General features: G+C 41.0%; 21 protein-coding genes and 1 riboswitch (1 of these 22 running past the window's edge). Of the genes, 1 reads left to right on the plus strand and 20 read right to left on the minus strand.

Features of this window, described 5'->3' with window-relative positions; genetic code table 11:
- Positions 1-94: 94 nt before the first annotated feature.
- The 16 genes from QN079_RS08705 to QN079_RS08780 all read right to left on the minus strand — a co-directional run bounded on the left by QN079_RS08705 (position 95) and on the right by QN079_RS08780 (position 18,184).
- Positions 95-1,018, minus strand: a complete 924-nt coding sequence (locus tag QN079_RS08705; RefSeq protein ID WP_289229527.1) for an LCP family glycopolymer transferase — start codon at positions 1,016-1,018, stop codon at positions 95-97.
- Between the two features lies 1 nt (position 1,019).
- On the minus strand, positions 1,020-1,673 hold the full coding sequence (locus QN079_RS08710; protein WP_289229528.1) for a phosphatase PAP2 family protein: 654 nt from the start codon (positions 1,671-1,673) through the stop codon (positions 1,020-1,022).
- Complete coding sequence (locus QN079_RS08715) at positions 1,670-2,863, minus strand: FtsW/RodA/SpoVE family cell cycle protein (RefSeq protein WP_289229529.1); 1,194 nt, start codon at positions 2,861-2,863, stop codon at positions 1,670-1,672. The genes QN079_RS08710 and QN079_RS08715 overlap by 4 nt, the downstream gene beginning before the upstream one ends.
- Positions 2,841-3,995 carry an FtsW/RodA/SpoVE family cell cycle protein gene (locus QN079_RS08720; RefSeq protein ID WP_074933644.1) on the minus strand — a complete coding sequence of 385 codons (1,155 nt, stop codon included), beginning with the start codon at positions 3,993-3,995 and terminating at the stop codon, positions 2,841-2,843. The genes QN079_RS08715 and QN079_RS08720 overlap by 23 nt, the downstream gene beginning before the upstream one ends.
- Positions 3,996-4,121: 126 nt before the next feature.
- Positions 4,122-4,297: riboswitch (M-box (ykoK) riboswitch) on the minus strand.
- Between the two features lie 287 nt (positions 4,298-4,584).
- On the minus strand, positions 4,585-6,480 hold the full coding sequence (locus QN079_RS08725; RefSeq protein ID WP_289229530.1) for an endonuclease MutS2: 1,896 nt from the start codon (positions 6,478-6,480) through the stop codon (positions 4,585-4,587).
- A gap of 348 nt (positions 6,481-6,828) precedes the next feature.
- Positions 6,829-8,358 (minus strand): alkyl hydroperoxide reductase subunit F, encoded by a 1,530-nt coding sequence (gene ahpF / locus QN079_RS08730; protein WP_154694501.1) that lies wholly within the window; start codon positions 8,356-8,358, stop codon positions 6,829-6,831.
- A 9-nt stretch (positions 8,359-8,367) separates the two neighbouring features.
- Positions 8,368-8,931 (minus strand): alkyl hydroperoxide reductase subunit C, encoded by a 564-nt coding sequence (gene ahpC / locus QN079_RS08735; RefSeq protein WP_005226227.1) that lies wholly within the window; start codon positions 8,929-8,931, stop codon positions 8,368-8,370.
- 306 nt (positions 8,932-9,237) lie between these two features.
- Positions 9,238-9,441 (minus strand): hypothetical protein, encoded by a 204-nt coding sequence (locus QN079_RS08740; RefSeq protein ID WP_010748444.1) that lies wholly within the window; start codon positions 9,439-9,441, stop codon positions 9,238-9,240.
- 152 nt (positions 9,442-9,593) lie between these two features.
- Entirely contained in the window at positions 9,594-10,553 is a 960-nt protein-coding gene (locus tag QN079_RS08745) for a permease prefix domain 1-containing protein (RefSeq protein ID WP_005226228.1), read from the minus strand.
- Positions 10,550-10,882 carry a PadR family transcriptional regulator gene (locus tag QN079_RS08750; protein WP_289229531.1) on the minus strand — a complete coding sequence of 111 codons (333 nt, stop codon included), beginning with the start codon at positions 10,880-10,882 and terminating at the stop codon, positions 10,550-10,552. The genes QN079_RS08745 and QN079_RS08750 overlap by 4 nt, the downstream gene beginning before the upstream one ends.
- 189 nt (positions 10,883-11,071) lie before the next feature.
- The gene (locus QN079_RS08755; protein ID WP_144808763.1) at positions 11,072-12,043 is read right to left on the minus strand and encodes a siderophore ABC transporter substrate-binding protein; all 972 of its coding nucleotides are present in this window, start codon (positions 12,041-12,043) and stop codon (positions 11,072-11,074) included.
- Between the two features lie 24 nt (positions 12,044-12,067).
- A complete protein-coding gene (locus tag QN079_RS08760; RefSeq protein WP_005226231.1) occupies positions 12,068-12,826 on the minus strand; it encodes an iron ABC transporter ATP-binding protein in 759 nt (252 codons plus the stop codon).
- Complete coding sequence (locus QN079_RS08765) at positions 12,823-13,767, minus strand: iron chelate uptake ABC transporter family permease subunit (RefSeq protein ID WP_289229532.1); 945 nt, start codon at positions 13,765-13,767, stop codon at positions 12,823-12,825. Before QN079_RS08765 ends, QN079_RS08760 begins: the two co-directional genes overlap by 4 nt.
- Positions 13,764-14,714, minus strand: a complete 951-nt coding sequence (locus QN079_RS08770; RefSeq protein ID WP_289229533.1) for an ABC transporter permease — start codon at positions 14,712-14,714, stop codon at positions 13,764-13,766. Before QN079_RS08770 ends, QN079_RS08765 begins: the two co-directional genes overlap by 4 nt.
- 639 nt (positions 14,715-15,353) lie before the next feature.
- On the minus strand, positions 15,354-16,718 hold the full coding sequence (locus QN079_RS08775; protein ID WP_005226235.1) for an FAD-dependent oxidoreductase: 1,365 nt from the start codon (positions 16,716-16,718) through the stop codon (positions 15,354-15,356).
- Positions 16,715-18,184, minus strand: a complete 1,470-nt coding sequence (locus QN079_RS08780; protein WP_010748448.1) for an AcpB/EbpR/MafR family transcriptional regulator — start codon at positions 18,182-18,184, stop codon at positions 16,715-16,717. The genes QN079_RS08775 and QN079_RS08780 overlap by 4 nt, the downstream gene beginning before the upstream one ends.
- A gap of 162 nt (positions 18,185-18,346) precedes the next feature.
- On the opposite strand from QN079_RS08780, the gene QN079_RS08785 reads away from it, so the two are divergent.
- Positions 18,347-19,450: an SLC13 family permease gene (locus QN079_RS08785; RefSeq protein ID WP_289229534.1), complete on the plus strand. Its 1,104-nt coding sequence runs from the start codon at positions 18,347-18,349 to the stop codon at positions 19,448-19,450.
- A gap of 132 nt (positions 19,451-19,582) precedes the next feature.
- Here QN079_RS08785 and QN079_RS08790 read toward each other — a convergent pair whose 3' ends face one another.
- The 4 genes from QN079_RS08790 to QN079_RS08805 form a co-directional block, all read right to left on the minus strand.
- Entirely contained in the window at positions 19,583-20,296 is a 714-nt protein-coding gene (locus QN079_RS08790) for a methyltransferase domain-containing protein (RefSeq protein WP_142974303.1), read from the minus strand.
- On the minus strand, positions 20,297-21,304 hold the full coding sequence (locus QN079_RS08795) for a zinc-binding alcohol dehydrogenase family protein (protein ID WP_289229535.1): 1,008 nt from the start codon (positions 21,302-21,304) through the stop codon (positions 20,297-20,299).
- Between the two features lie 72 nt (positions 21,305-21,376).
- Positions 21,377-22,438, minus strand: a complete 1,062-nt coding sequence (locus tag QN079_RS08800; RefSeq protein WP_289229536.1) for a hypothetical protein — start codon at positions 22,436-22,438, stop codon at positions 21,377-21,379.
- On the minus strand, positions 22,410-23,087 hold the 3' portion of the coding sequence (locus QN079_RS08805) for a hypothetical protein (protein ID WP_005226241.1). The gene runs 234 nt beyond the window's last position; the window shows 678 of its 912 coding nt (coding positions 235-912); the start codon falls outside the window, past its right edge — the gene reads right to left on this strand; the stop codon is at positions 22,410-22,412. Before QN079_RS08805 ends, QN079_RS08800 begins: the two co-directional genes overlap by 29 nt.

Consider the following 23,087-nt stretch of genomic DNA (forward strand, 5'->3'; position numbering starts at 1 on the left):
GTATCCTGAGGAAAAGCAGCTGTCAACTCTAATCACGATTTACTAGAGGAACAAAGAGGAAGTGGTGTTATTACTAATTAAACCCAAGGCTTACTTAATCAAGCATTAATTCGCTTTTTAAACCCTGACTCGTCGCTTGTTGTTCTTCAGGCGACACTTCTTGATAAGAGATACCGTATTCACCTCTAAAGCCATCGCCAGTGAACTCAGTACCCGCCATTTGGTAAGATTCGACAGTAACGAGTGCCGATTGATATTGGGTGAATAGTTGACTCATCTGAGAAAACGTTAAATCTGTTTCACCGTTTTCCCCAATAATCGTTAACAGATCCTGAATCCGCATCACGCTTGATAGAGAAACTAATTCATTCGCCAAAATCTCTGTCACTTCTCGCTGACGACGTTGGCGTCCATAGTCACCTTCGGGGTCATCTTTGCGCATACGAGTATATTGAAGTGCCTCCCAGCCATCTAATTCGAGCGTCCCCTCTGGATAATCGATTTTTTCTGCCGTAAAAGCAAATTCATTTTCAACCGTGATTCCACCAATCGCATCGACAAGATCTGCCATCCCATCCATGTTTAAGGAGAAATAATGATGAATCGGTATATCCAAGTATTGTTCGACAGTTTCGATCATCATTTTTGCGCCACCGAATGAATGGGCATGATTGATCTTATCCTGATAGCCTTGCCCAACGATCTCCACATAAGCATCTCGAGGAATACTTGTGAGGGTCGTTTTGCGTGTAGCAGGATTCAACGTCGCTACCATGATCGTGTTTGCCCGGTAATCCGTTTTGCGACGAGAGTCATTGGCGATCCCTAACAAGAGAAGACTTAAGGGCTCAGCGTTTTCGATAACCTCCGCCTCTTCTCGCCCTTCGATCGGTCGATGGATAGACTCCACGACATCCTCTACTTGAAAATACAACCTAATAGCATAGGCGGTTCCGACGGATACGATGCCCATCAACAGTACTAAGAAGACAATTATCAGTTTTTTCGCTGTACTCATTTTATTTCCCCCTACGCACACTTTTTTTGAACGAAAATACAAAAGCAGATGTGATAAAACTGATTCCACTTGCCAACAAGATACTCGCTAACAAGTCACTAGGATAGTGAACCCCAAATAGCAAGCGGCTCATCATAATAAGCAGTAAATAAACCAATCCCAAAAACATAGCTAGTTTTTGGCTAATAGGACGTTTGCCTCTTTTGCCAGGAGCTGTTTGTGCGAAGAAAAAGAGGAGAGAAATAATTAGCGTGGTCGCTAATAGCGTATGCCCACTTGGAAAACTGGCGGACGCCCGTTCCATACTGTCAGCAAACTCCGGTCTTGGGCGATCAACGAATTTCTTGATCACTTGGCCAACACCACTGATTATGATCATATTACTCATCAACCAAAAACTCTCGATCCGTTTCTTCCGAAGAAACAAAATTGCTGCCAATAGAAAATGAATAGCCGCTATCGGGACGATCGTTGCCGTGCTAGCAAGCGGAATAAAAATCGCTTCTACTGTAGCCGTCCGCCATTGAGGCACGTGGGAAAACAGGGTATCAAGCGTTTGGAACCACTGCGGCTCTAATGCTACAAGGAAAAACAACCATGCGAAACAGCTACAAAGCAGTCCACCTATCACCCCTTGTTTTGCTGTCTTGCTCATGTTAATCCCCTACTTTCTTTTAATGCGTACGATCGTTTCTTCGCTTTAGTCGGGAATTTTTCTAACCCGAAAATAATTCCCATCGCAATACTGATCGCAATCAACGAGGTTCCTCCTTGGCCTAAAAATGGCAGAGGAATTCCCGTTAATGGCAGCAACCCAATCGCGGCTCCGATATTTTCAAAGATCTGAAAGACTAAGCCAAAAACGTACGTGATGGCGATATAGACCGACGCCTTGTTATTCGTTTTTAACGCTGCGAAGATGATTTGATAGATGAGATAAAAATACAAAAAGATCACTAAGGTACTTCCTAAAAAGCCATAGGTTTCACCAATAACTGTAAAAATCATATCTGATTCACGAACCGGCACGTACACTGTCGTATGGGTGTCAGGCGCTCCCAATAAGCCTCCTGAGCCAATCGCCCACATACTGCGAACTTGTTGGAACGCGATAGAGTCTTGGTACGCTAGGGGATCTGCCCAAGCTCGCACTCGGTCTAATTGATACTGCGAGAAATGAAGTCGAAACAAGACACGATTGCCCCATTCCGTAAACACGAGCAGCAATAAAATAGCGCCGAGGGCTGCGATCAAACCGATCACTACGGTCAAAATTTTCCAATGAACACCCGAGATAATAAATAAAGCCCCTAACATCACAATAAACACTAAACTCGTACCAAAGTCCCGTTGCATAAACATCAATAGAAATGTCGGTATACTATAAAGCAAGATCTTAGTGACGTAGATCAAATCAGATTTAATGGTCCGTTCGGCTATTCGTTTTTCATATACTAAGGTGAGATAGACCATAAAAAGCATAAAGGCCACTTTCATAAACTCTGAGGGCTGAATGGTAAAGTCGCCGATTCTGATCCAGCGTTTGGTAGAAGTCTGCTCAAACATCGTTTGATCGTAGAACCAATGAAGAGAAGCCATCAGACCTAGCGCCAATACATACAAAAGGCCCGAAAAGCGTAAGAGCAGATTGGTTGGGATCAAACTCGTAACGAAGAGCGCGATGGCGGATAGAACACAAAAAACGATCTGTCGAAAAACGATTCCAGAAGGATCGTTGCCATCCATCACAGAAGCTTGATGCTGGACCCAAATGCTTAGCAAAAAAAGCAGAAAAACGGGTAGCAGCAAGGCATAGTTTGCATCATGTCGTTTGAGGAACTTCATTTCGTTTGCCCTCCTCTCGCTCTAATTTCAGGCACATACTAAAGGCAAATGAAAGAATAAAGTAACTGGAGCCACCATAGCTGATAAATGGCAACGGTACCCCCGTCATCGGCATCAACCCTAAAATACTGGCTATATTGATACTTGTTTGCAACAAAAGTAATGTACTTGTTCCTAGCAATATCAACCCAATCTGAGGATTTTCAATAGCTGCGGAACGAATAAATAAACGTAAGATGATTACGAATAATAAGCCAATAACAAAAATCCCGAAAAGCAAGCCAAGCTCTTCTACTAAAACGGAAAAAATAAAATCGGTTTCCGCAACTGGTAAAAAGCCTTTTTTCGTAATACTGTTTCCTAAACCGAGACCAGTAAGCCCTCCATTAAATAAAGCATAGTAAGAATGGATCATTTGGAACCCCTGATTGTAAGGGTCGGAGAATGGATCGCCTACTAAGCGAATTCGGTTATATACGTGCATAAACATGTGGGGCAATAAATCATTGTCACCTAAAAACATGATCAACAGGGCAACCAGGAATAGACTGATCACTAAGCCACCAAATAAAAGAGCTGTCAGCTTCACGGGGACTTGTACCGTAGTTATCATGACAAATGCTAAAAAGAGTAAAATCATCACACCGGCTACTTTCGGTTGAATCAGGATCAACACACAGCACAAAAACAAAACGAAAAGCGGACGTTTCATTTCCTGCAAGGTGGTTTTTGCAGTTTGAAAGTAATGAGCAAGGTACAAGACCATCCCTACATTCACAATCTCTGATGGTTGAAATTGAATCCCTGCGATCGAGACCCAGCGTTGTGCCCCATTAACAGAGACACCGAAAAAGGGCAAACGAGCTAAGAGCAAGGTAAAGATCCCAAATGCTAGCAGACCGATCGCTAAGTATTTGCTAAGCAAAATCTCTCTTCGCGTCCGCTGAATAATGAATAAAAGAACCCAGCTAAGTAACAAAAAGACCAATTGACGGATAAATAGCGACGCTGGTGGTTGATCTCTCGTTAATAAACGGTATGAACTTGCACTATAAATCATTAAAAGACCGATAAGGCTCAATAGCAAATAAGCTATGATCAGCAGCCAATCGATCTTCTTTTTTTCTATCATTGCTTCCACTCCTCTTGCCTTGGAGTAGGTGTTCAGACGGTACCAGTTATTTTGCTCTATGAGCTTCGTCATCCATCAGAAAGAAAAGCAAAAAAGTCTCACTTCTCTTAGGACGTCAGACTTTAGCAGCAATCTCATCGTCCGAGTTTTAGCACTATACAACGTAAAGAAAGTCATTTGCTCTCTTAGCTATTTTATGAAAAGCCTTAATCCGACAATTCCTGTTTTACACATTGGCGTCTTTCGACGTTTCTGCGCAATAGCTTGTGTTTGTATAGGAGCCTCACCTAACAAGGTTATATGTTATTTTTCAATCCAATATGAATGGTACCCTTCCTCGAATAAAGATACAACCAATTCTCTGTTATTTTTATTTTTCTTTAACTTTTCTTAAAGAATTTAGATATTTCGAATATTTTCTGCTCTATAAAGAAAAAACAACCAAAATAATCATCCAAACAAAGGAACAGCATCGATAAAGGACGTTATTAAAAAAACGAACATTTTAAAAAAGCAGTCCTTTTTCTAGGTGCTGAAAAAGGACTGCTTGCTTGATTTTGGTCTATCGATTGAAAGTTTTCTTAATCTATCAATCCACGGGTCGATTGGTTTGCCGTTCTTGCGCTGCTTTTCGTAACTGCTTCTGCGCTTTTTTAGATCCCCGTTCAATATCTCGAGTAAACTTGCGCTGCGCAAACTCAACGAATAGCTGATCAAGATCATAACCTGCGGGATAGAGCACCTGTCGCTTTGTGAGGAGTTGCAAGCGACGTGCGGCAACAACAAAAAATTGTTTCTCTATTGAAATTTTCGCTTGTCCTTGTTCCAAATACTCATAAAAAAGTCCGCGCTGGTTATGTTCTGTTGAAAAGACCAAGTCTCCTTTTTGAAAAATAAGATCTATCTTGGCTTCTTGTTGAGGGGGTTGTATCTTCCCCTTTTCAAAAAGCTGCTTCTCAAAAGAATAGGTTTTATGCTTTAAATATTCTTTTGCTGTTTGGACTACGTCAACAGGGATTGCCATCTTTTCGGCAATCCAAAACGCATTACTATCACCGACTGCATTCGTCAGCAAACGATATTTTGGTGTCAAGGTTTTGGCATCAAAAGCCATTGCCGCTGTTTCGAAATCTTGATGATCGACGGCAAACTGCTTGATTTCACCATAATGCGTTGTTGCGATCATTAAAGCTCCTGAGCGATAGATGGATTCCATGATGGCGATCGCCAAAGCAGCCCCTTCATTGGGCTCAGTGCCGCTGCCGATTTCATCCAATAAAACAATACTGTGTCGGGTAGCATTCTTCATAATCTGAGCAATGTTCGACATGTGTCCAGAGAAGGTACTTAAAGAATTTTCCAGACTTTGTTGATCGCCAATATCCATCCAAAGACTTTTTAAAAACGGAACAATGCTTTTGCCATTGTGCGCTGGAAATAAGCCATAATGAGCCATTGCGCAAACAAGTCCAACGGTTTTTAAGACGACGGTCTTGCCTCCAGCATTGGGCCCCGTGATGACCATGCAGCGGTTTTCTTCGCCAAGTTTTAAAGAAAGAGGAACCGCATCACTCCCCAGCAAAGGATGGCGGACGTGATCAAGAAGCAAAACTTCTTCCTCAGTCATAGTTATCGGCTGCCCATTGATTTCTCGACAATATTTTCCCCGAGCAAAAATAATATCCAGCACAACTAAAATGTCAAGACAGGCAAACACGGCGTTCATTTGTTCGGCGATCGCCCCTGTCAACTCTGACAACACTTGGTATTGAGCGGCTGTTTCTTCTGCTTGCGCCAAGATCAATCGATCATTTAAACGGGCAGCTGCCTCAGGTTCAATAAAGACAGTCGCTCGTTTATTGGAACGTTCGATGATCGTTCCGTTAAATTGCTGTTGAAATTCAGCACGCACAGGTAACGTATATCGGTCGTTCTTTTTGATGACACGATTTTCTTGTAAATAGCGACTTTCCTTAAAAAACTTTGCAAAAACTTTTTTCAGATCAGCTTCATATTTTTCGATCGTGCCGCGAATTTTCCGCAATTCTCGGCTGGCATTACTATCAACCTGACCATTGCGAATCTTTTGGAAAATCATTTCGGCGATTTCAGAAAAGTCTTCTAACCCTTGTGCATATTGATGTAATCTTGGGGCAATCGATTGATTCTTTTCGAACAATTGACGGATGATTCGAAAAGACCGTAAAAAGTCTCCATATTCGATAAGCTCCTGTGGTTCTAAAACAAATCCTTTTTCAATTTTCTCCGTATGGTGTAAGACATGCTGCAGCCCCATAAAAGGCACTTGACGACCAGCGGCTAATAGCGCCATCGCTTCAGTGGTCTCTGTCACTCGTTTTTGGGCAGAGTGGATCGTCGCTGCTGGTTTTTCATTCGCAAAGCGCGCTTTGCCGTAATCGCTGATTATTTTTTTACTTACTTGTTCTTTAATTTGTTCAAATTCAGTTGCTTGAGGTATCTTCATGAGTTATCCTTTCTTGTGCCTGAGGATTCCGATCAGATCCCCGTCCAAAAAAGTGTACAAAAAAAGCGATAGTCTCCCATCACCTGATTCATCAATAACGATTTTTATCGGTATCTACAGGCACAACAAATAAACAGTCTGTTTTTGCTTATTTGTTTTAATTGGCTGATTAGATACCTACGACACTCATCAATATACCTCTTTCTTTTTTGAACGAGTTTTTTTCATTGTAATATAGAAGCTGTCCTTCTGTCAACTGGACCCAAACTGCCCTTACAAAAAGAAAAAACGCTCAGCAGCTCCTAGAAGCCCCTGAGACGTTTTTTGATTTTAAATGATGCAAGGCGCTTACGAGCGAATCAGGTGATCAAAGGCACCTAATGCCGCAGTCGCACCTGAACCCATTGAAGTGATGATCTGTTTGTATACACTATCGGTACAATCCCCTGCTGCAAAGACCCCTTCAATATTGGTTGCGCCGTGTTTGTCTACTACGATCTCATTGCGTTCGTTTAAAACGATGCGATCTTTTAACCATTCGGTATTCGGCATCAAGCCAATCAAGATGAAGACACCCTCAACGGCTAATGTGAATTCACCACTCGTTTCACGATCAACGTAGGTCAATTGTTCGACATGATCGGATCCAGCAATTTCCTTCGTTGCCGCATTCGTAATAACAGTCACATTTTCTAACGTGTTCAAACGGTTTTGTAGCACAAGGTCCGCTTTTAGTTCCGGTAAAAATTCAAGAACATAGACGTGTTTTGCCATGCCAGCTAAATCGATCGCTGCTTCGATCCCAGAGTTTCCGCCGCCAATGACAGCAACCTCTTTCCCAGCAAATAACGGGCCGTCACAATGTGGACAATAGGCAACACCTTTATTTTTGAATTCTTTTTCTCCTGGAACATTGATGTTACGCCAGCGAGCGCCAGTTGCTAAAATGGCCGTTTTGGTTTTTAATACTGCACCATTTTCTAATTCAACTTCGATGACATCATTGCGACGAATATCTTTCGCACGCTGCCCTTTCATCACGTCTACATTGTATTCGTTGATGTGCTCTTCTACCTGACGCATTAATTTTGGTCCTTCGGTATAAGGAGTACCGATCATGTTTTCGATCCCCAGGGTTTCCATTACTTGTCCACCCATTGTTTCGACGACCATCCCAGTATTGATGCCTTTACGCGCTGCATAAATCGCTGCGCTTCCGCCTGCAGGTCCGCCACCGACAACTAACACATCGAAAAGCTCTTTTTCAGCAAAGTCATCTTTACTCGTCGGACCAGCTGCTTTTTCCAACAACTGTTCGATCGTTTGACGGCCGCTTGCAAATTCTTCACCGTCTAAAAAGACGGTTGGCACAGCCATAATTTTTTTCTTGTCAATTTCTTCTTTGAACATCCCACCTTCGATCATGGTGTGACTGATGGAAGGATTTAGCACTGCCATGATATTTAACGCTTGAACAACATCAGGACAGTTATGGCAAGTCAAACTGACATAGGTTTCAAAATGTAATGGCTTATCGATCGCTTTGATGCGCTTTTGAAGTGCTTCGTCAATTTTCGGCGGACGACCGCTTACTTGAAGCAACGCTAAAATAAACGAAGTGAACTCATGTCCTAACGGTAAACCAGCAAAAGCGATGCCGCTTTCTTCACCGGGACGATTGATCGAAAAGCTTGGTGTCCGTTCACTTGCTACAGCTTGGATAGTGATTTTTGGTGACATTTCTGCGATTTCTTCTAAGAATTCACGTACTTTTGTGGAAGAATCATCCTCACCTAAAGTTGCCGCAAAAACAACCTCTGATTCTAGCATCGCGAGATACTGCGTCAGTTGGTCTTTGATTGCCTTATCTAATGCCATGAGAGCCTCCTAAATCTTGCCTACAAGGTCTAAGCTTGGCGTTAAAGTTTCTTCGCCTTCTTTCCATTTTGCAGGACATACTTCACCTGGATGAGTACGGACATATTGTGCAGCACGGATTTTATCGATCAAGCCACTAGCATCACGACCGATACCGTCCGCATTGATCTCAACTGTTTGGACTACGCCATCTGGATCGATGATGAATGTTCCACGTTGAGACAACCCAGAAGCTTCATCTAGTACATCAAAGATCTCTGAGATCACATGAGAAGGATCTGCAATCATGATATATTCGATTTTATTGATGGCATCAGAATGATCATGCCATGCTTTATGAGTGTAATGAGTATCTGTTGATACAGAATAAACTTCTGCGCCTAATTCTTTTAATGATGCATATTGATCTTGCAAATCTTCAAGCTCTGTCGGACAAACAAATGAGAAATCTGCAGGGTAAAAACAAACAACGTTCCATTTTCCTTTAAAATCTTCTGATGAAACATCGATAAATTTTCCATTGTGGTAAGCTTTCGCTTCGAATGAACCAATCTCTTTTCCAATTAATGACATATCATTTCCTCCAATTAGAATAATTATTTGAGAATAATCTCTATTAATTATTAGTATATCTAACTATAAAAAGCAATAGTTTATTCAGAAATAGTCAAAAAAAATGTTATCCTCCTCAGAAATGAGCATATTTATTTCCTATCCAATACAAATAGAGTATAGTTGTAAGTTTGACTAATCGTTTCCATTTCAATTCCCTACTTGTTAGATTCTCAATTACACCCCTCATTCTCAATTAAACAAAAAAGATTGCCTCTTCCTATGATTCCTCACCAAGTAAAGTGAGCCATAGAAAAAGGCAATTTTTTATTTAGTATTTAAATAGTTGAACAATCCACTGATCGTTCGATCCCTCAATGTAATCCGCTTACCGTCTAAAAAAACTTCTTCGACTGGGTAATGGTCTTGAAAAGGTGGAACTTCCAAGTATTGACTTGCGAGAAAGCGCTCCGGAGATTCGACTGTTGCTATTTCTTTGCTGCCATTTTTCAGATAATGAATTTCTAACATATTCATTGCCTCTTTTCTTGTATTCTGAACTTTTTAAAAGCATTGAGAGAACCATATTTCTCGCTGTTCTTTTTTAATTGGTTCAGTTACAAGACGTATTATAATCTTCCTTTTTTTAAAAGTAAAGAAAGCACTCTCGATTGAAGTGTCTTCTATTTTTTAGCTTTCGTATGTCCGATAAAGTAGTCCTCTAAGACACCACCAATAACAAAAATGACCCAAGAGTAAGCCCATGCATGAAACATGAAGGACCAAAGCATGTAAACGACCAAAATCACTGGCCAGTAGACTGTTCGAAAAAAGGTAACTCGACCAGCGGATTCGCCATATTTATGACGTGTTGCTCGATCCCCCGGATGGTCTTCGTCGCGAATAAAATACGTCTCAGTTGCCAGCTTCGCAAAGCCTGTACGGATAATACTTACATAAATAATAAAGAACACACCTGCTGCAACCGTCAAGAAAAACAAGGAAATCCCAAATTCAACAGAATAATAAAACAATTCACTTAAAAGTACAGGCGCAATTGATAAAATACAGGCACCAATTCCTAAAACAAGACCAATCCGAAAACTTTTTTCATAATTTGCGAGTTGCTGAGCGGCTTCTCGTTTGGCATCCCTTTTTATTGGACGATCATCCAACTGTTTACGAGCACCGGAAAAGTGCAAACTGCTAGAGATAATAAAACCGACCCCGATGGCGATAAAAAGAAACATCACCATTATTCCAAAGGTCTCAGCATATATACTAACAAAGAGCATCAAGGCTGCTAGTGATGCGATACAAAAACCGATTCCTATAGATAACGAGAAAGCAAAGTGTCGCACAGTTCCCCAATAATCAAACGCATCGTCTTCTGTGATGGCATCGGACCAATCATCAATCGGCGCTTCTTCTTTTGAAACATTTAACTCTTGCAACAGCTCATCTACGGAACCAAACTCACTGATTACTGCACCGATGGCTTCATGCTCGCTTTTCCCTTGGTGAATCAGTTCTAAGTAGTGGTCTTCCATAATCGCTAAGAGGTCTTCTTTCGCCTTTTTGGTTTCCGGTGTGATGGGTACTGATAAAAATAAGCTGTCTAGATAGTCATGAATGGTTTTCATTTGTCTCCTCCTTGTAAGAACTGGTCAACGACGATCTTTGTCTGCTGCCACTCCAATAGTTTCTCCGTAAGGCTTGCTCTTCCGTCTGCAGTTATCTGGTAATACGTCCGCTTTTTGCCATGCGTCACTTCTCCAGGATATGAGCGGATCAATCCTTGTTTTTCTAACCGAGTAAAAGCGGAATACAACGTCGTTTCTTTGATCACATATAAAGCATCTGTTCCTTCGCGAATACGCTTGGATATTTCATATCCATAAGAATCTTCTTTGGAAAGAATGGATAAAATGATTGCGTCGTTATAGCCGCGAATTCCGTCACTCGAGATCACGCAATCGCCTCCTAAATTACTTCATCTGTCGTACTAATTATAAAACAATTACTACGACAGGTAAAGTAAAGCAGGGAAAGTTATCAAAAATCAGTCGTAGGTCTTAGAAAATAGGAAAATAAAAAGGGACACGCATTCTCAGTAAACTGATACGCGTGTCCTAATTACTTGATTGCTTTTCTCACCTATTTATTCAACGGCTGGTTTGACATCGTCCATCATTAGTTGGATCGACTCCAAGCCTGAACCTGCTAAATACCAAACCGCAGCATCCAATTCAATGACTTGATCGTTTTGCCCAGCATTTGTTTCTTGGACGATTTCATTTGCAACAAATTCACTTTCACTTTCATTGCCGCCGATCGCTTTTGTCCGGTCGATCACGAAAATGATATCAGGATTTTTCTCAAGCAAGTACTCATAAGAAATACTTTGTCCATGTGTCGACGCCTCTAATTCCTCATCTACTGCAGGGAAACCAAACGTATCATACAAGATACTGTAACGAGAACCTGGCCCAAAAGCAGAAAGATTGCCTTCATTTACCATAACAACCAAGGCTTTCTCGTCAGCATTTTGCGCTTGCTCCTTCAAGGTATCGATCTGACCTTGTAACGATGCTAGTTGTTCTTGCGCTTCCTCTTCCTTACCAAAAATTTGACCAATAGTCGTAATGTTGGCTTCGATCGATGCCCAAGTATCACTATTGTCAACGCTTAAGAAAACGGTTGGCGCGATTGCAGACAATTCCTCTTGGAAATCACGTTGTCGCCCAGAAATAATGATTAGGTCTGGCTGCAGTTGATTGATTTTTTCTAAATCAGGCTCTTTGATTCCCCCTGCTGATTCAACATCTGCATACGCTGATAAATAATCTGGTAAATTGCTGGTCGCAGCAGCAACGATTCGGTCTCCGACACCAAGCGCATCCATCGTGTCTAAGGCACTATTGTCAAAAACCACCACTTTTTCTGGTGCATAAGGAACAGTAACGGTTCCATTGCTATCAGTGATTTCAACCTCTGTCGGTGTCTGTTCACTCTGAGCAGTTTGGCTTTGCTGTGTCCCTGTCGATTCGATTGTACCAGTATTATTTGATCCGCATGCGGTCAACCCCGCTAATACGAAAATACTCATAAAGCTTACTACAATTTTTTTCATTTTTTTCCTCCTTAGAAATACATTTTATTGGAAGGTATAGCAAAATTGCCGACCATCCACTTGTACCAGTTTGATTGGAATCTCATATAATGATGCCAACACTTGCTCCTGGATCACAGCCTCAGTGTCGGCCGCTTTAAAAATCTGACCGTCTTTCATGGCAACGATGTGATCGGCGTAGCGAGCGGCAAAATTAATGTCGTGCAAAACGATCACAACGGTTTTCTGATAGTCTTCCACCAAGGTGGTCAATAGCTTCATCAGCTGGTTGGCGTGCTTCAAATCTAGATTGTTTAACGGTTCGTCCAACAGCAGATAATCTGTATCTTGAGCCAAGATCATCGCCAAGTAAACTCGTTGTAGCTGACCACCAGAAAGCTCATGAATCGATTGATCGGCGTATTCGGTAAGGGATAGCTTAGCTAAAGAATCATCAATGATCCTATCATCCGCTGCCGATTGTCGCCCGCGGTTATACGGATAGCGACCAAATGCCACCAGTTCTCTTACAGTCAGATTGACTGCATAGCGATTGCTTTGTTGCAAAAAAGCCATTTTTTTGGCTAGCTCTTTGGATTTCCACTGGCGAATCTCAGTTCCATCTAAATAAATATCACCAGTTCTCTGGTCCAGCATCCGACTGACCAAGGAGAGTAAGGTGCTTTTTCCCGCACCATTTGGCCCGATAAAGGCAATCATTTTCTGCTCAGGTAATGCTAAAGAACACTCGGTCAACACCTGTGTTTTCGCATAATTTTTGGATACGTTTTTTGTTTCGATCATGATTTTTTCCTTTCCAGCAGCAATTTGCTTATAAAGAAGACGCCACCCAATAATTGAATCACCGTACCAATGGTCGTTTGCCATTGAAACACTTGTTCCACTAAGAACTGCCCTCCTATTAACAGGAGAAAACCAATCAGGCTGCCACCAGCAAACAACCACCCATGGCGATAGGTGGGAAAAAGCTGATAGGTGATCGTTGCCACTACAAAGCCGAGAAAAACAGCTGGACCTACGAGTGCCGTAGCGGTACCTGTCAGAAGCGCAATCAAAAATAAAATACCTCTATGAAGCCATTGAACAGGAACGCCTAGACTTTTGGCTTGCCCGCTTCCTAAATGTAATAGATTCAATTCTGGAATCAACAGAATCAGGCAGCTACTACCGATCAAAATGATCACAGCAGCAATTAAGAGATGTTGCGTATTGATATTGCCAAAGCTAGCGAATAAGCGTCCTTGCAGTAAATCATATTCATTCGGGTCCATCAAGACTTGCAAAAACGTGCTCAGACTACTGAACATCGTGCCGCATACCATTCCAGCCATCAACAACAAAAACAATCCGTTGACGGCTTTTTGATAGAAAAAACCGATCAATAAACTTCCTAGAATGGCAGTCAGACTGACAGAGAATAAAAACATCGCTGCTGTTTCTTGGCTTAGCATCTGGATCCCGCCGATAAAAAAGAAACACAGGGTCTGAACCAGGACATATAGTTGATCCAAGCCTAAGATTCCTGGTGTTAAATAGCGATTGCTCGTAACAGTCTGTAAGGTGATCGTACTAAAGGAAATTGCGATCGCCACCAGAGCAAAGGCGAAGATCCGACGTCCTCGCAATGCAAAAGCAAATGACCAATTACCATAGGTGTTATAGGTCAGATAGGCAGTAGCGGCACAAAGGATCAGAAAGAACAAAAGAAAGAGTTTTTTCTTCATTGAAACTTCCTCCCCAGCAGCAAAATCAAGAAGCAGCAACCACCTAGTACACCGGCAACCACACTTACGGGCATCTCATACGGAGCAATCACGATGCGTGCCAATACATCACATAAAAGTAAAAATGCACTTCCAGCAAAGCTGATCAGCAGTAGATTATTCTTCAAATGATCTCCAAACACCATGCCGATCATATTTGGGATAACGATCCCCAGAAAAGGGATTTGTCCAACGGTCAATAAAACGACACTACTGGCAAACGCCACCAGAGCGAACACAGCAAAGCGTAAAAACAGATAATTGATCCCTAGACTCTTGGCGGCACTTTCTCCTAAACCAGCAATCGTGATCTCATAAGCTAGGAAATACAACAGACCGAATACTGGAATCGTCAAATACAAAAGTTCATACTGGCCAGCCATAATAGTAGCGAAGTTTCCTTGAAGCCAAGAAGAGACATTTTGAACCAATTGGAAGCGATAGGCCAAGAAGCTGCTAATGGCACCGATGATATTACCGAACATCACCCCGGTCAAAGGGAGCATCATTGGATCTTTCTTTGGTAGAAATTGGCTTAAAAATAAAAAGAACAAAACACCTGCATAAGCAAACACAAATGCTGCGGTTGTCCGAATCAAGTTTGAAGCATTTGGCAGAAAAAGCATGACTAGCAAAATTCCTAAACGAGCACTATCAGATAACCCGATCGACTCTGATGCCACAAATTTATTTTGCATCATATGTTGCATGGTTTTCCCACATAAACTAATGATTCCACCTGCAATGATCAAACTGATCGTCCGTGGGAGCCTAACTTTTACCAAAACAAGCCAATGATTCGGATCACCCTGCTGTAAACCACTTAATGATAATTCATGAGTTCCTACGAGTAAGGAACAGCCCACAAGAAAAATCAAGATCAGCAGTAATCCGATTTTTTTCAACATGCCCCGCCCCTTCCTTATTGAGAATGATTCTCACTCTCTTTAATAGGGTACCGTATTTCACTTAAAATCACAAGATTTTTTTTAAAAAAATCCCTTTACCAACACAATTTCAGTGAAAACGAATCTGCGAAGGCAAGGGATTATGTGATATTTTTCTCTTATAAAAGACTGCGAGCACGTCTTTTTTATCAATGAAGTCTGTTTAATCGCTTTAATCAAATAAATACTTGAGAAGGCTAGATTCAACTTCTGAGTTTCATTCAATAACAAATCATTTACACGTTCAATCGTTTCAATCTGTTGAAACCCCTGTGTAGTTAACACATGCTCAGCCCAAGCTGGGGGTAACTTTTCAGATAAAGGGTACTGATGAGCTAACGTGTCCATACAAGGAACATTCGTCTACCGATAACAATCAATTACCAAAAATCGTTCAGTCATAAAACGAGCGTCGTCATATTTTTTACGGGTTTCTTCATCAAAAAGATAGCGATACCAGTCGGCATCAAAGTTCAGCAGAACCCCACCTGGTTTTAATACGCGATACCTTTCATGGGCGCAATCGCTATTTTCTCCCGATTAACGTCAATTCACAAAAATAAACCTACGATCATCGCAGGTTTATCAAGACTTACTATTTTACTTTAACAAGCCATCAAGGGCCAATTGATTCAAAAAGTGCAGTGGAAATGAGATGGTTGGATTGAAAAAGTAATCCATTGTTGCTAATTGGTGCAAGGTCGTCTTGCTATTGATCAAGGTTGAGATCGTATTGATGATCTCCAAACTTCCACGATCACTCGTAATGATTTGTCCCCCCATGATCACTTTCGTTTGCTGATCAAAAATCAGTTTTAACGTTACTTCAAAATCCTCATCTGTCGCGAAAAATGTCCGAGAATGAAATGTTTGCGTCACTGAATCTACTTCAAAGCCGTAATACGGTGCCTCGGTCTCATTAATACCTGAACTGCTGACGAAATAGCCAAACAATTTACTGACGACGGTCCGTTGCATTTTTGGAAAAGGAATTTTCGTTGTTCCCCGTTCATTTGCCAATAAATTGGTGGCAGCAACGATCCCGGTGCGGTAAGCATTCGTTACTAAAGGAATATACAAGGAGCTATCCGAATGATTAAATGGGATCGAAACAAGGTCCCCAATTGCATAAATCGCTGGGTCAGACGTTTGCAAATACTCATTTGTCGATACCGTGCCATCCAGATTTAATTTCAGAAAATCTTCTACTAGCGCAACATTTGGACGTGGATTGACAGCATAAACGACCACGTCAGCTTGAATTTTCGTTCCATTTGACAGCTCAATTCCTTGATAATCGCCTTTCTCATTTTTGATCGTATGAGCGACATTGCTGTTAAGATAGATCTGCAAATTTTTAGGAAAGCGTTCCATCAAAATTTTGGCAATTTCATGATCAAAATAACGGAACAACAGCGTATCCATGCGATCGATCAAATGAACGGCTTTTTGTTGTCCGCTTAAAGATTCCGCTAATTCAAACCCGATCAGACCAGCGCCGACGATCGCAACGGTTTGGGCATTCTCGATTTTTTCTAATGCTTGCTTTGATTGACCAATGGTTTTGTAGGTCGTTATATGTGCTTCGACATCTGAGGCAAACTCCGAACGGAAAGTACTCGATCCCATCGCCAAAATCAAGCCATCATAACTCACTTCATCTTCTTGCTGATAAGATTCCGTTGATGTGACAAAATGAACCGTTTGTTCTTGCGGAAAGATTTTTGTGACTTCACTGTTTAGCATCACATTGATTCCTTCTGAAAGAAGTTCACTGGCAGTTGCCGTTTTGGAATCTTCCAAACGCTGAATGTAACCTTCCAGTACTAAATTCAAACTGCTGGCAACATAACCAAGAACGCTTGATTTTTCTATAATTATCACATCGACTTTTGGGTCAACTTTTTTTAAATGACGGGCAGCAGCAATTCCTGCATGAGAGCCTCCAATAATCACTATTCTCATATCTTTTCCAACTCGCTTTCAAGGTTCTCATTTCGTATTTCATCCACGATTTGATGAAGCCGCTCTTCTTCAAATGGGGTTGCACCACCTGTTAAAATCAATCGTTTTTTATAACGATAGCCTTCCGAGATCTCAGAATGATCAACGATCAATAGATCATAGTCCTTCTCCTTCGTCCCATCGAAGTGAATATTCGGATAGCCAGCCAATTCTTTGATCAAAAAGCGCCGTAAAAAGCCACTGCGTAATCGTGATTGAGTCAGTAAAATCCCTACCGTAAATGCTTTTTCCTGTTTTACTTGAATCCATTGACGGATCAAAAGCAATTCATTGGTCAAATGCTGCTTTTTCTCAAGAGAAAAGGACTGGTTTACGTTTTTCTCCAACTGTTCGATTGCTTGCTGTGCCACTTCGATCAAGCTCTCATTCGCAACACTTTGCGGCTGAAATTCAGCAAAGGCAATAATGCCGCCATGAATATACAACGCTTGGATCGTCACACTCGTCAAGAAGACGCGTAATTCCGTAGAAGTTTCTGTAGTCTTTCTTTCACTATCACCAATGGCCTGCAGCAGCTCCCCATTTAACGCATCGATCTCTTGGAAGAAAAGTGATTTTTGCAAGGAGTCATCCAGTGAAGGGCGAATCAAGCCTTCAGCTAATAAAAATAAATAGAAATATACCGTTTCATAATCGCTCCAGGATACGGCAAAACGACTGAGATAGCGCCCTAATATATTCCGCAAAAGCTGGAACATCGCTTCATTTTCCAATGACTTCAACAATGGATACGAGGCTTCATGCTGTTGCGAGCCGCGATAATCAAAACGGGCTTCCATAATGCCTAACCAAAGCCCGACTTTCCAACGCTCTGCTTGACTAAACGTTGTCTGCAACTGTTTTTCAATGACTCGAATCAAATTGTTGATGGCTGGTGCATTCAAGCGAGCGATCAATTCTTCATTGGGATAACTTTGTGAAAAAAACTGATAATAGAAAAAGCGAATCTGTTTTTCATCCCCAATCAATTTTTTATTTTTTAATTGGATGTCGAATTCTTTCAATAACTGATTGATCGCTTTGAATCGACGAAACAATGAAGCTTCACTCAACATCAGTTCTAACATCATTTTCGTCGTTGACTCATCTCGATGAAAAAACAAATACGACAATATCTGAAAATCGATTGCTTCTGAAAGATACGCATAAAAAAATTGCTTCAGGGAAAAATCAAGAGGCAATACCAATTGCACTTGATCATTTTCTGAATAGATCAAAGCTGCGTCTTCATGGAAAGCAGCTAAATTTTGATGAAGATTTTGAAGTTCTTTTTGCAAAGTGGGCGCGGAAATGGATAACGTTTTTGCAAGTTTTTTATAAGAGACTTCTGAGCCATTCTGAAAAAAAACAGCCAAAATTTGAAAATGTACCTGCTGATTTTTTTCAAGCAGCTGCATCACATTCATTCTTGAACCTCCTTCACCTTTCACATACTAATTTCCCAATTAATGAGTCGTTTGTCAACTAAAAAAATTGCCTGAATGTCTTTGAGTTCGATGGAAAAAGCGTTATTTATTGTTCCTAAAGCATAGGAATGGTAAAATTCTTGAGAAGAAAGGTGGTGAACTATGGGAAAACGAATGTTAGCATTTTTTCGAACGGATCGATTATTTTCGATTTCCCTGCTACTAGCACTTATTGCGTGTTTTTTCGGCACCTTCCGTTGGTCGTTTATTGACTTTAAAGTGATTTTATCACTGTTTGGATTAATGTTAGTAATCAATGGGTTAGAAGAAGCTGGTCTTTTACGAGCATTTGGACAAAAATTAGTGGAAAAAAGTCGCAATCTGCGTGACTTGATCCGCGCAATCGTCTTGCTAAGCTTCTTCAGTTCGATGTTTTTAACAAATGACGTGGCTATCTTAACTTTATTGCCCATCTATTTACTCTTAACGAGGAAAGAACAACAGCACACCAGTGTCTTATTAGGCGCTGTCTATTTGATCGTAGCAGCCAATTTAGGAAGCAGCCTGTTTCCATTTGGAAATCCGCAAAATCTATTTTTATTTTCTTACTATCAGATTTCGCTGCCACAATTCATGTGGACTACCGGCACCTTTGTGGGACTTTCATTACTATTACTCCTTGTTTCGATCCAGCTCATCCCAAAGACTCCATTGGAAATCGCCCTGCAAGAAGAACCCTTTGAAAAAAAGCCAGCGCTGCTTAATGCAGGATTATTTGTTCTTATGATTCTTGGTATTTTTAGTGTTCTCCCTATTTCAATCGCCGTGCTTGTCGTCGCAGCCGTGGTTTGGTTTAGTAATAAACGATTATTTGCAAAAGTTGATTATCAGTTACTACTTACCTTTCTCTGCTTCTTCTTGATCGTCGGGAATATTCAAGACCTATCTCTGGTCACCGATCACATTCGACCGTATTTTCAAGAAACGCATCGCGCTTTTTTAGGTAGTATTTTACTCTCCCAAGGAATATCTAACGTTCCAGCAGCAATTTTGATTGCTCCTTTTACCGATTTAGAAAAAGCCGTTCTTTTGGGCGTCAATGTTGGTGGTTTGGGTACATTGATTGCTTCTTTGGCGAATTTGATTGGGTACAAATTATTGAAACAAGCCAGACCAAAAGAAGCGAGAACGTTTCAAAAGCTGTTTTTTATCGTCAACATCATTTTTTTACTGTTATTAGGCAGCATCGTATACCTTCTATTGTAGCAAATTCACTGTAAAACGAGATTCCAGCATAAGATGTTTCCAGTCAGCAGCCAAAAGAAGCCTAGCTCCTGTACCTGTTTCTTGATCTTATGTCAGAATCTCGTTTTTTTGAAACCCATTGTGTGATTTTACTTAAGCTAAAAGAAGCTCAAAAGTGATTTTCGTTTGGCTTTCGACAGTCAATGCCTCACCAAAGACATGTTGAACCATTTGTTGCCGTTGTTCCAATGAGTACTCCTCCTCAAAATAAAGATGAAATATTTCTTGATCGATCTCCTCCTTCAAAATATACTCGAATTGCCGACTCTGCCAATCGATCGCTTCTTCTGAAAACCACTTCTTGTACCAAGTGTTTAGGTTCAGGTCATTCTTCGCTGAAAGATTTTTTTCATATGGCTGAAACACGTTTTCTTCTTCTGTGATCATTCTTAGAATAATCAATTGATGGGCCTTTTTTTGAAACTGAAGCAATGTTTCCTTGTCTCTGACTGCTGGATTCATTGCCATAAAAATACAGGGCCAGTGCTGGTCTGCAGATAAAAAGTCTTTTTGGCTCTGCTGAACCAGATGGAGCTTGTTCATCGGATCTTCCGTCGTTTCTTCAATGATTTTTAACATTTCTTTTGAAAAATCAATTGCGTAATACTCATCTACATAAGGATAAAATGCTGAAATGTAGCGGCCAGTCCCCGCAGCAAAGTCAACGAAGGCCGATATCGGGAACACTTTCTGCTCCACCAAAAAAGCTGCTACCTCTTCGGCAATTTTCAATTGGGATTCTCTTTGAATCTGTGCATATTCTTGGGCAAATTCATCCCAAAACAGCATCGCTTCCTCTTCTTCCATCTAGCGGACGCCTCCAGTGATCACTGTCTTTCCTTTCGTTCCTTGCTCAACCGCTTTTGTAGCGATCTTTAAGGTCTCGATGGTAATTCCTCCATCAAACGTTTGGACCGCAGTCGTATGGATCTTTTTGTCAGCGAGTAACGAGGCGATCCGTTGCAAAATGCTCCCTTGTGTTTCAATCATCAACTGAGCATCTGTTTTTGCGAACATATACTCCCAATAAAAATCGATGCCGAGGTTTTTAAATGGATTTAAATCTAGCGCTTCTTTCGTATTCACGATCATTCCGACTTTGCCAAACGGCAAGATTGCTTTCGTTAATTGTGGCAAATAGGCCGAGGCGTCATAAAAAATTGCAACGGCTGAAAAAGGCTCAGTGATTTGTTCAGCCAACGGCAAGCGATGATTAAGTACTTGATCCACTTGATTGTTTTTAAGCCACTGATCGTTCTTAGGACTCGCAGTGCCATAGACTGTCAATCCTGCCCATTTTGCTAGTTGCGCCGCAATTGAGCCAACACCACCGCTGGCATTGACCAATAAAATCGATCCTTCATTCGCGTTTTCTTCAGGCACGTACCCAAATTTTTCAAAAAGCAATTCCCACGCTGTAATACTCGTTAATGGCATAGCTGCAAGATCGCCATCAGAAAAGCCGGCTGGTGCCTTTGCTGCGATCCGAGAATCAACTGTTTGGAACCTTTGATTCGCACCAGGTCGTTGTGTGGTTCCAGCATAAAACACCCGATCACCAACGGCAAAGCCATTAACTGCTGAGCCGATTTCTTTAACGATCCCAACGGCGTCATACCCTTGGATCTGGAACGCTTCACTTAAAGCAGTCATTTGCCGTCTTTTTGTATCGATTGGATTGACCGAAACTGCCTGTACTTCCACCAATAAATCATTTGCTTGGCAATTGGGTATCGGAATTTCCTTTTCAATAAATACATTTGACTCATCTAAAGATCGTCCTTCATAAAAACCTAGTGCTTTGTTTTTCATCATACTGCTCCTTCCAAAAAAAAGTGCTGAATAGTTATAAAAACCATTCTAGCACTTTTAATGAATTTAGAACATTTATTCTTCACCTTCCACGACAAGCGGAACCAAAAATGGATAGCTTGTGAAGAAATCTAATAAGGATCGCTTCCATTGATCTGAATCAATCGTTAGTAAAGTGGACTCTGTATACAAATGAATCGTCAATCGTTGATTTTTATCAAGTAAAACAAGAATTTCACCTTTGTATTCTGTGATAAAATCATATTGCTGATTCTCCATTGTAATAATGAAAATTTGATCGAGAACTTCTGCTGCAACAGCAAAGTCCGTCTCCATATCGACAGCCAATGTTTGGGTATTGTCGATCAAGCTTGGTGAAACCGTAAAGCCTAATTCTTTTAAATGCGCCAATACCAAGTTGACATCATAATTAAAGAGCGAAAGCTGATTGACCGAGAAAATATTCTCCGCATGCCATTGACTGATTAAATGCAAAATCTGTTCATCATTGACAACCACCGACTGGGAGTTTGAATTGATAGTCAACAATGGCAAATAATTAGATTGATACGTAGAATTGACTGGATTAAGTTTGAAACTAAACTCGAGCTCCTTTGTTTCTGTTAAACGAAAACGGACATTGAAATGCTTTGTCTTCCATGTGTCATAGTTATCAGTAGCAGTTAAATGAATCGTTTTTAATGGTTTCAAGAATTCATAGGCATAGTATTCAAGCAATGTCTTTTTGGCGATCACCGAAATATCTTGATCTGTTAAAATCAACTGGCGGTAATGAGCAAGCAATCCAGAAAAATCAGCTTCCATAATTGATTTTCTCAATTTTAAATCAGCTAGTTCGTTTTCGGCTTGCTCAATAAGCGATTCGATTCGTTGGTGATCTTGCGCTTTTACAGCATAATAATCATCTTCGTAGTCAGTTTCTTCTTTTGCTGAATCAAAAGAATCATCCACTACATTTCCACTATCTTCTACTAAAGGACCGTCATTCACTAAGTCCGTCGCATTTGTTGATACGTTTTCCTCGACTTCATTAGCTCCTTCTGTTTGGACCTCTAGAGTCGGTTCCTGCTCCAGCAGCTGTGATTCCTCAGGATTCGTCTGCGTTTCTTTCGTCAACTTCAGTCAGCTCCTTTCCAGTATAGTGAGCTAAGAAAGCCATTATTTTTGCCGTAAATTCATCAAATGATCCAAAAAAGGTATCAATTTGACGGAATTCTTTTTCCACGATTGCTTTCTTTAAGCGCAATGTTTGGTATTGCTGTTGCAGACGCTCTTTTTCAGCAAAAACCTCTTCGTCATTATTTGAATATCTTTCCCATTCCCGACGTTTGGCTTCTAATGCTTTTCGCTCAGAAGTCAACTGCTCTAGTTCTTCATCGATTTTTGTCCGATTGAAAAAGCCCTTTGACTCACTCAATTCATTTACAGATGCCGTAAGCTTATCGATCTGATTTTGGATTTCCTTTACTTCTGATAGGGCAGTGATCCGTTTGGCTTCCAGCTTATCCATTTGTTGTTCGATGGCTGTCAGCATCTCACGATCGCCTCGTTGAAACTTCTCCCATTCTTCGTCTATCTCAGGGATAACAAAAATTTCTGGAATGCTCGCATCGATACCAATCGTCGCTCGCTCATGATAATAGGTCCCTAACTTATAGTAATGCACGGTAGGAGATATTTTGGCACAATGCATCATGAAAGGAAATGTTTGGGTGAAGTTATCATGGAACTTTCTTGATAGTAATTCGTCAATCTCATGATTTTG

It is taken from the genome of Enterococcus sp. FZMF (assembly GCF_030263915.1).
In the GTDB taxonomy this organism is placed as follows: Bacteria; Bacillota; Bacilli; order Lactobacillales; family Enterococcaceae; genus Enterococcus_D; species Enterococcus_D casseliflavus.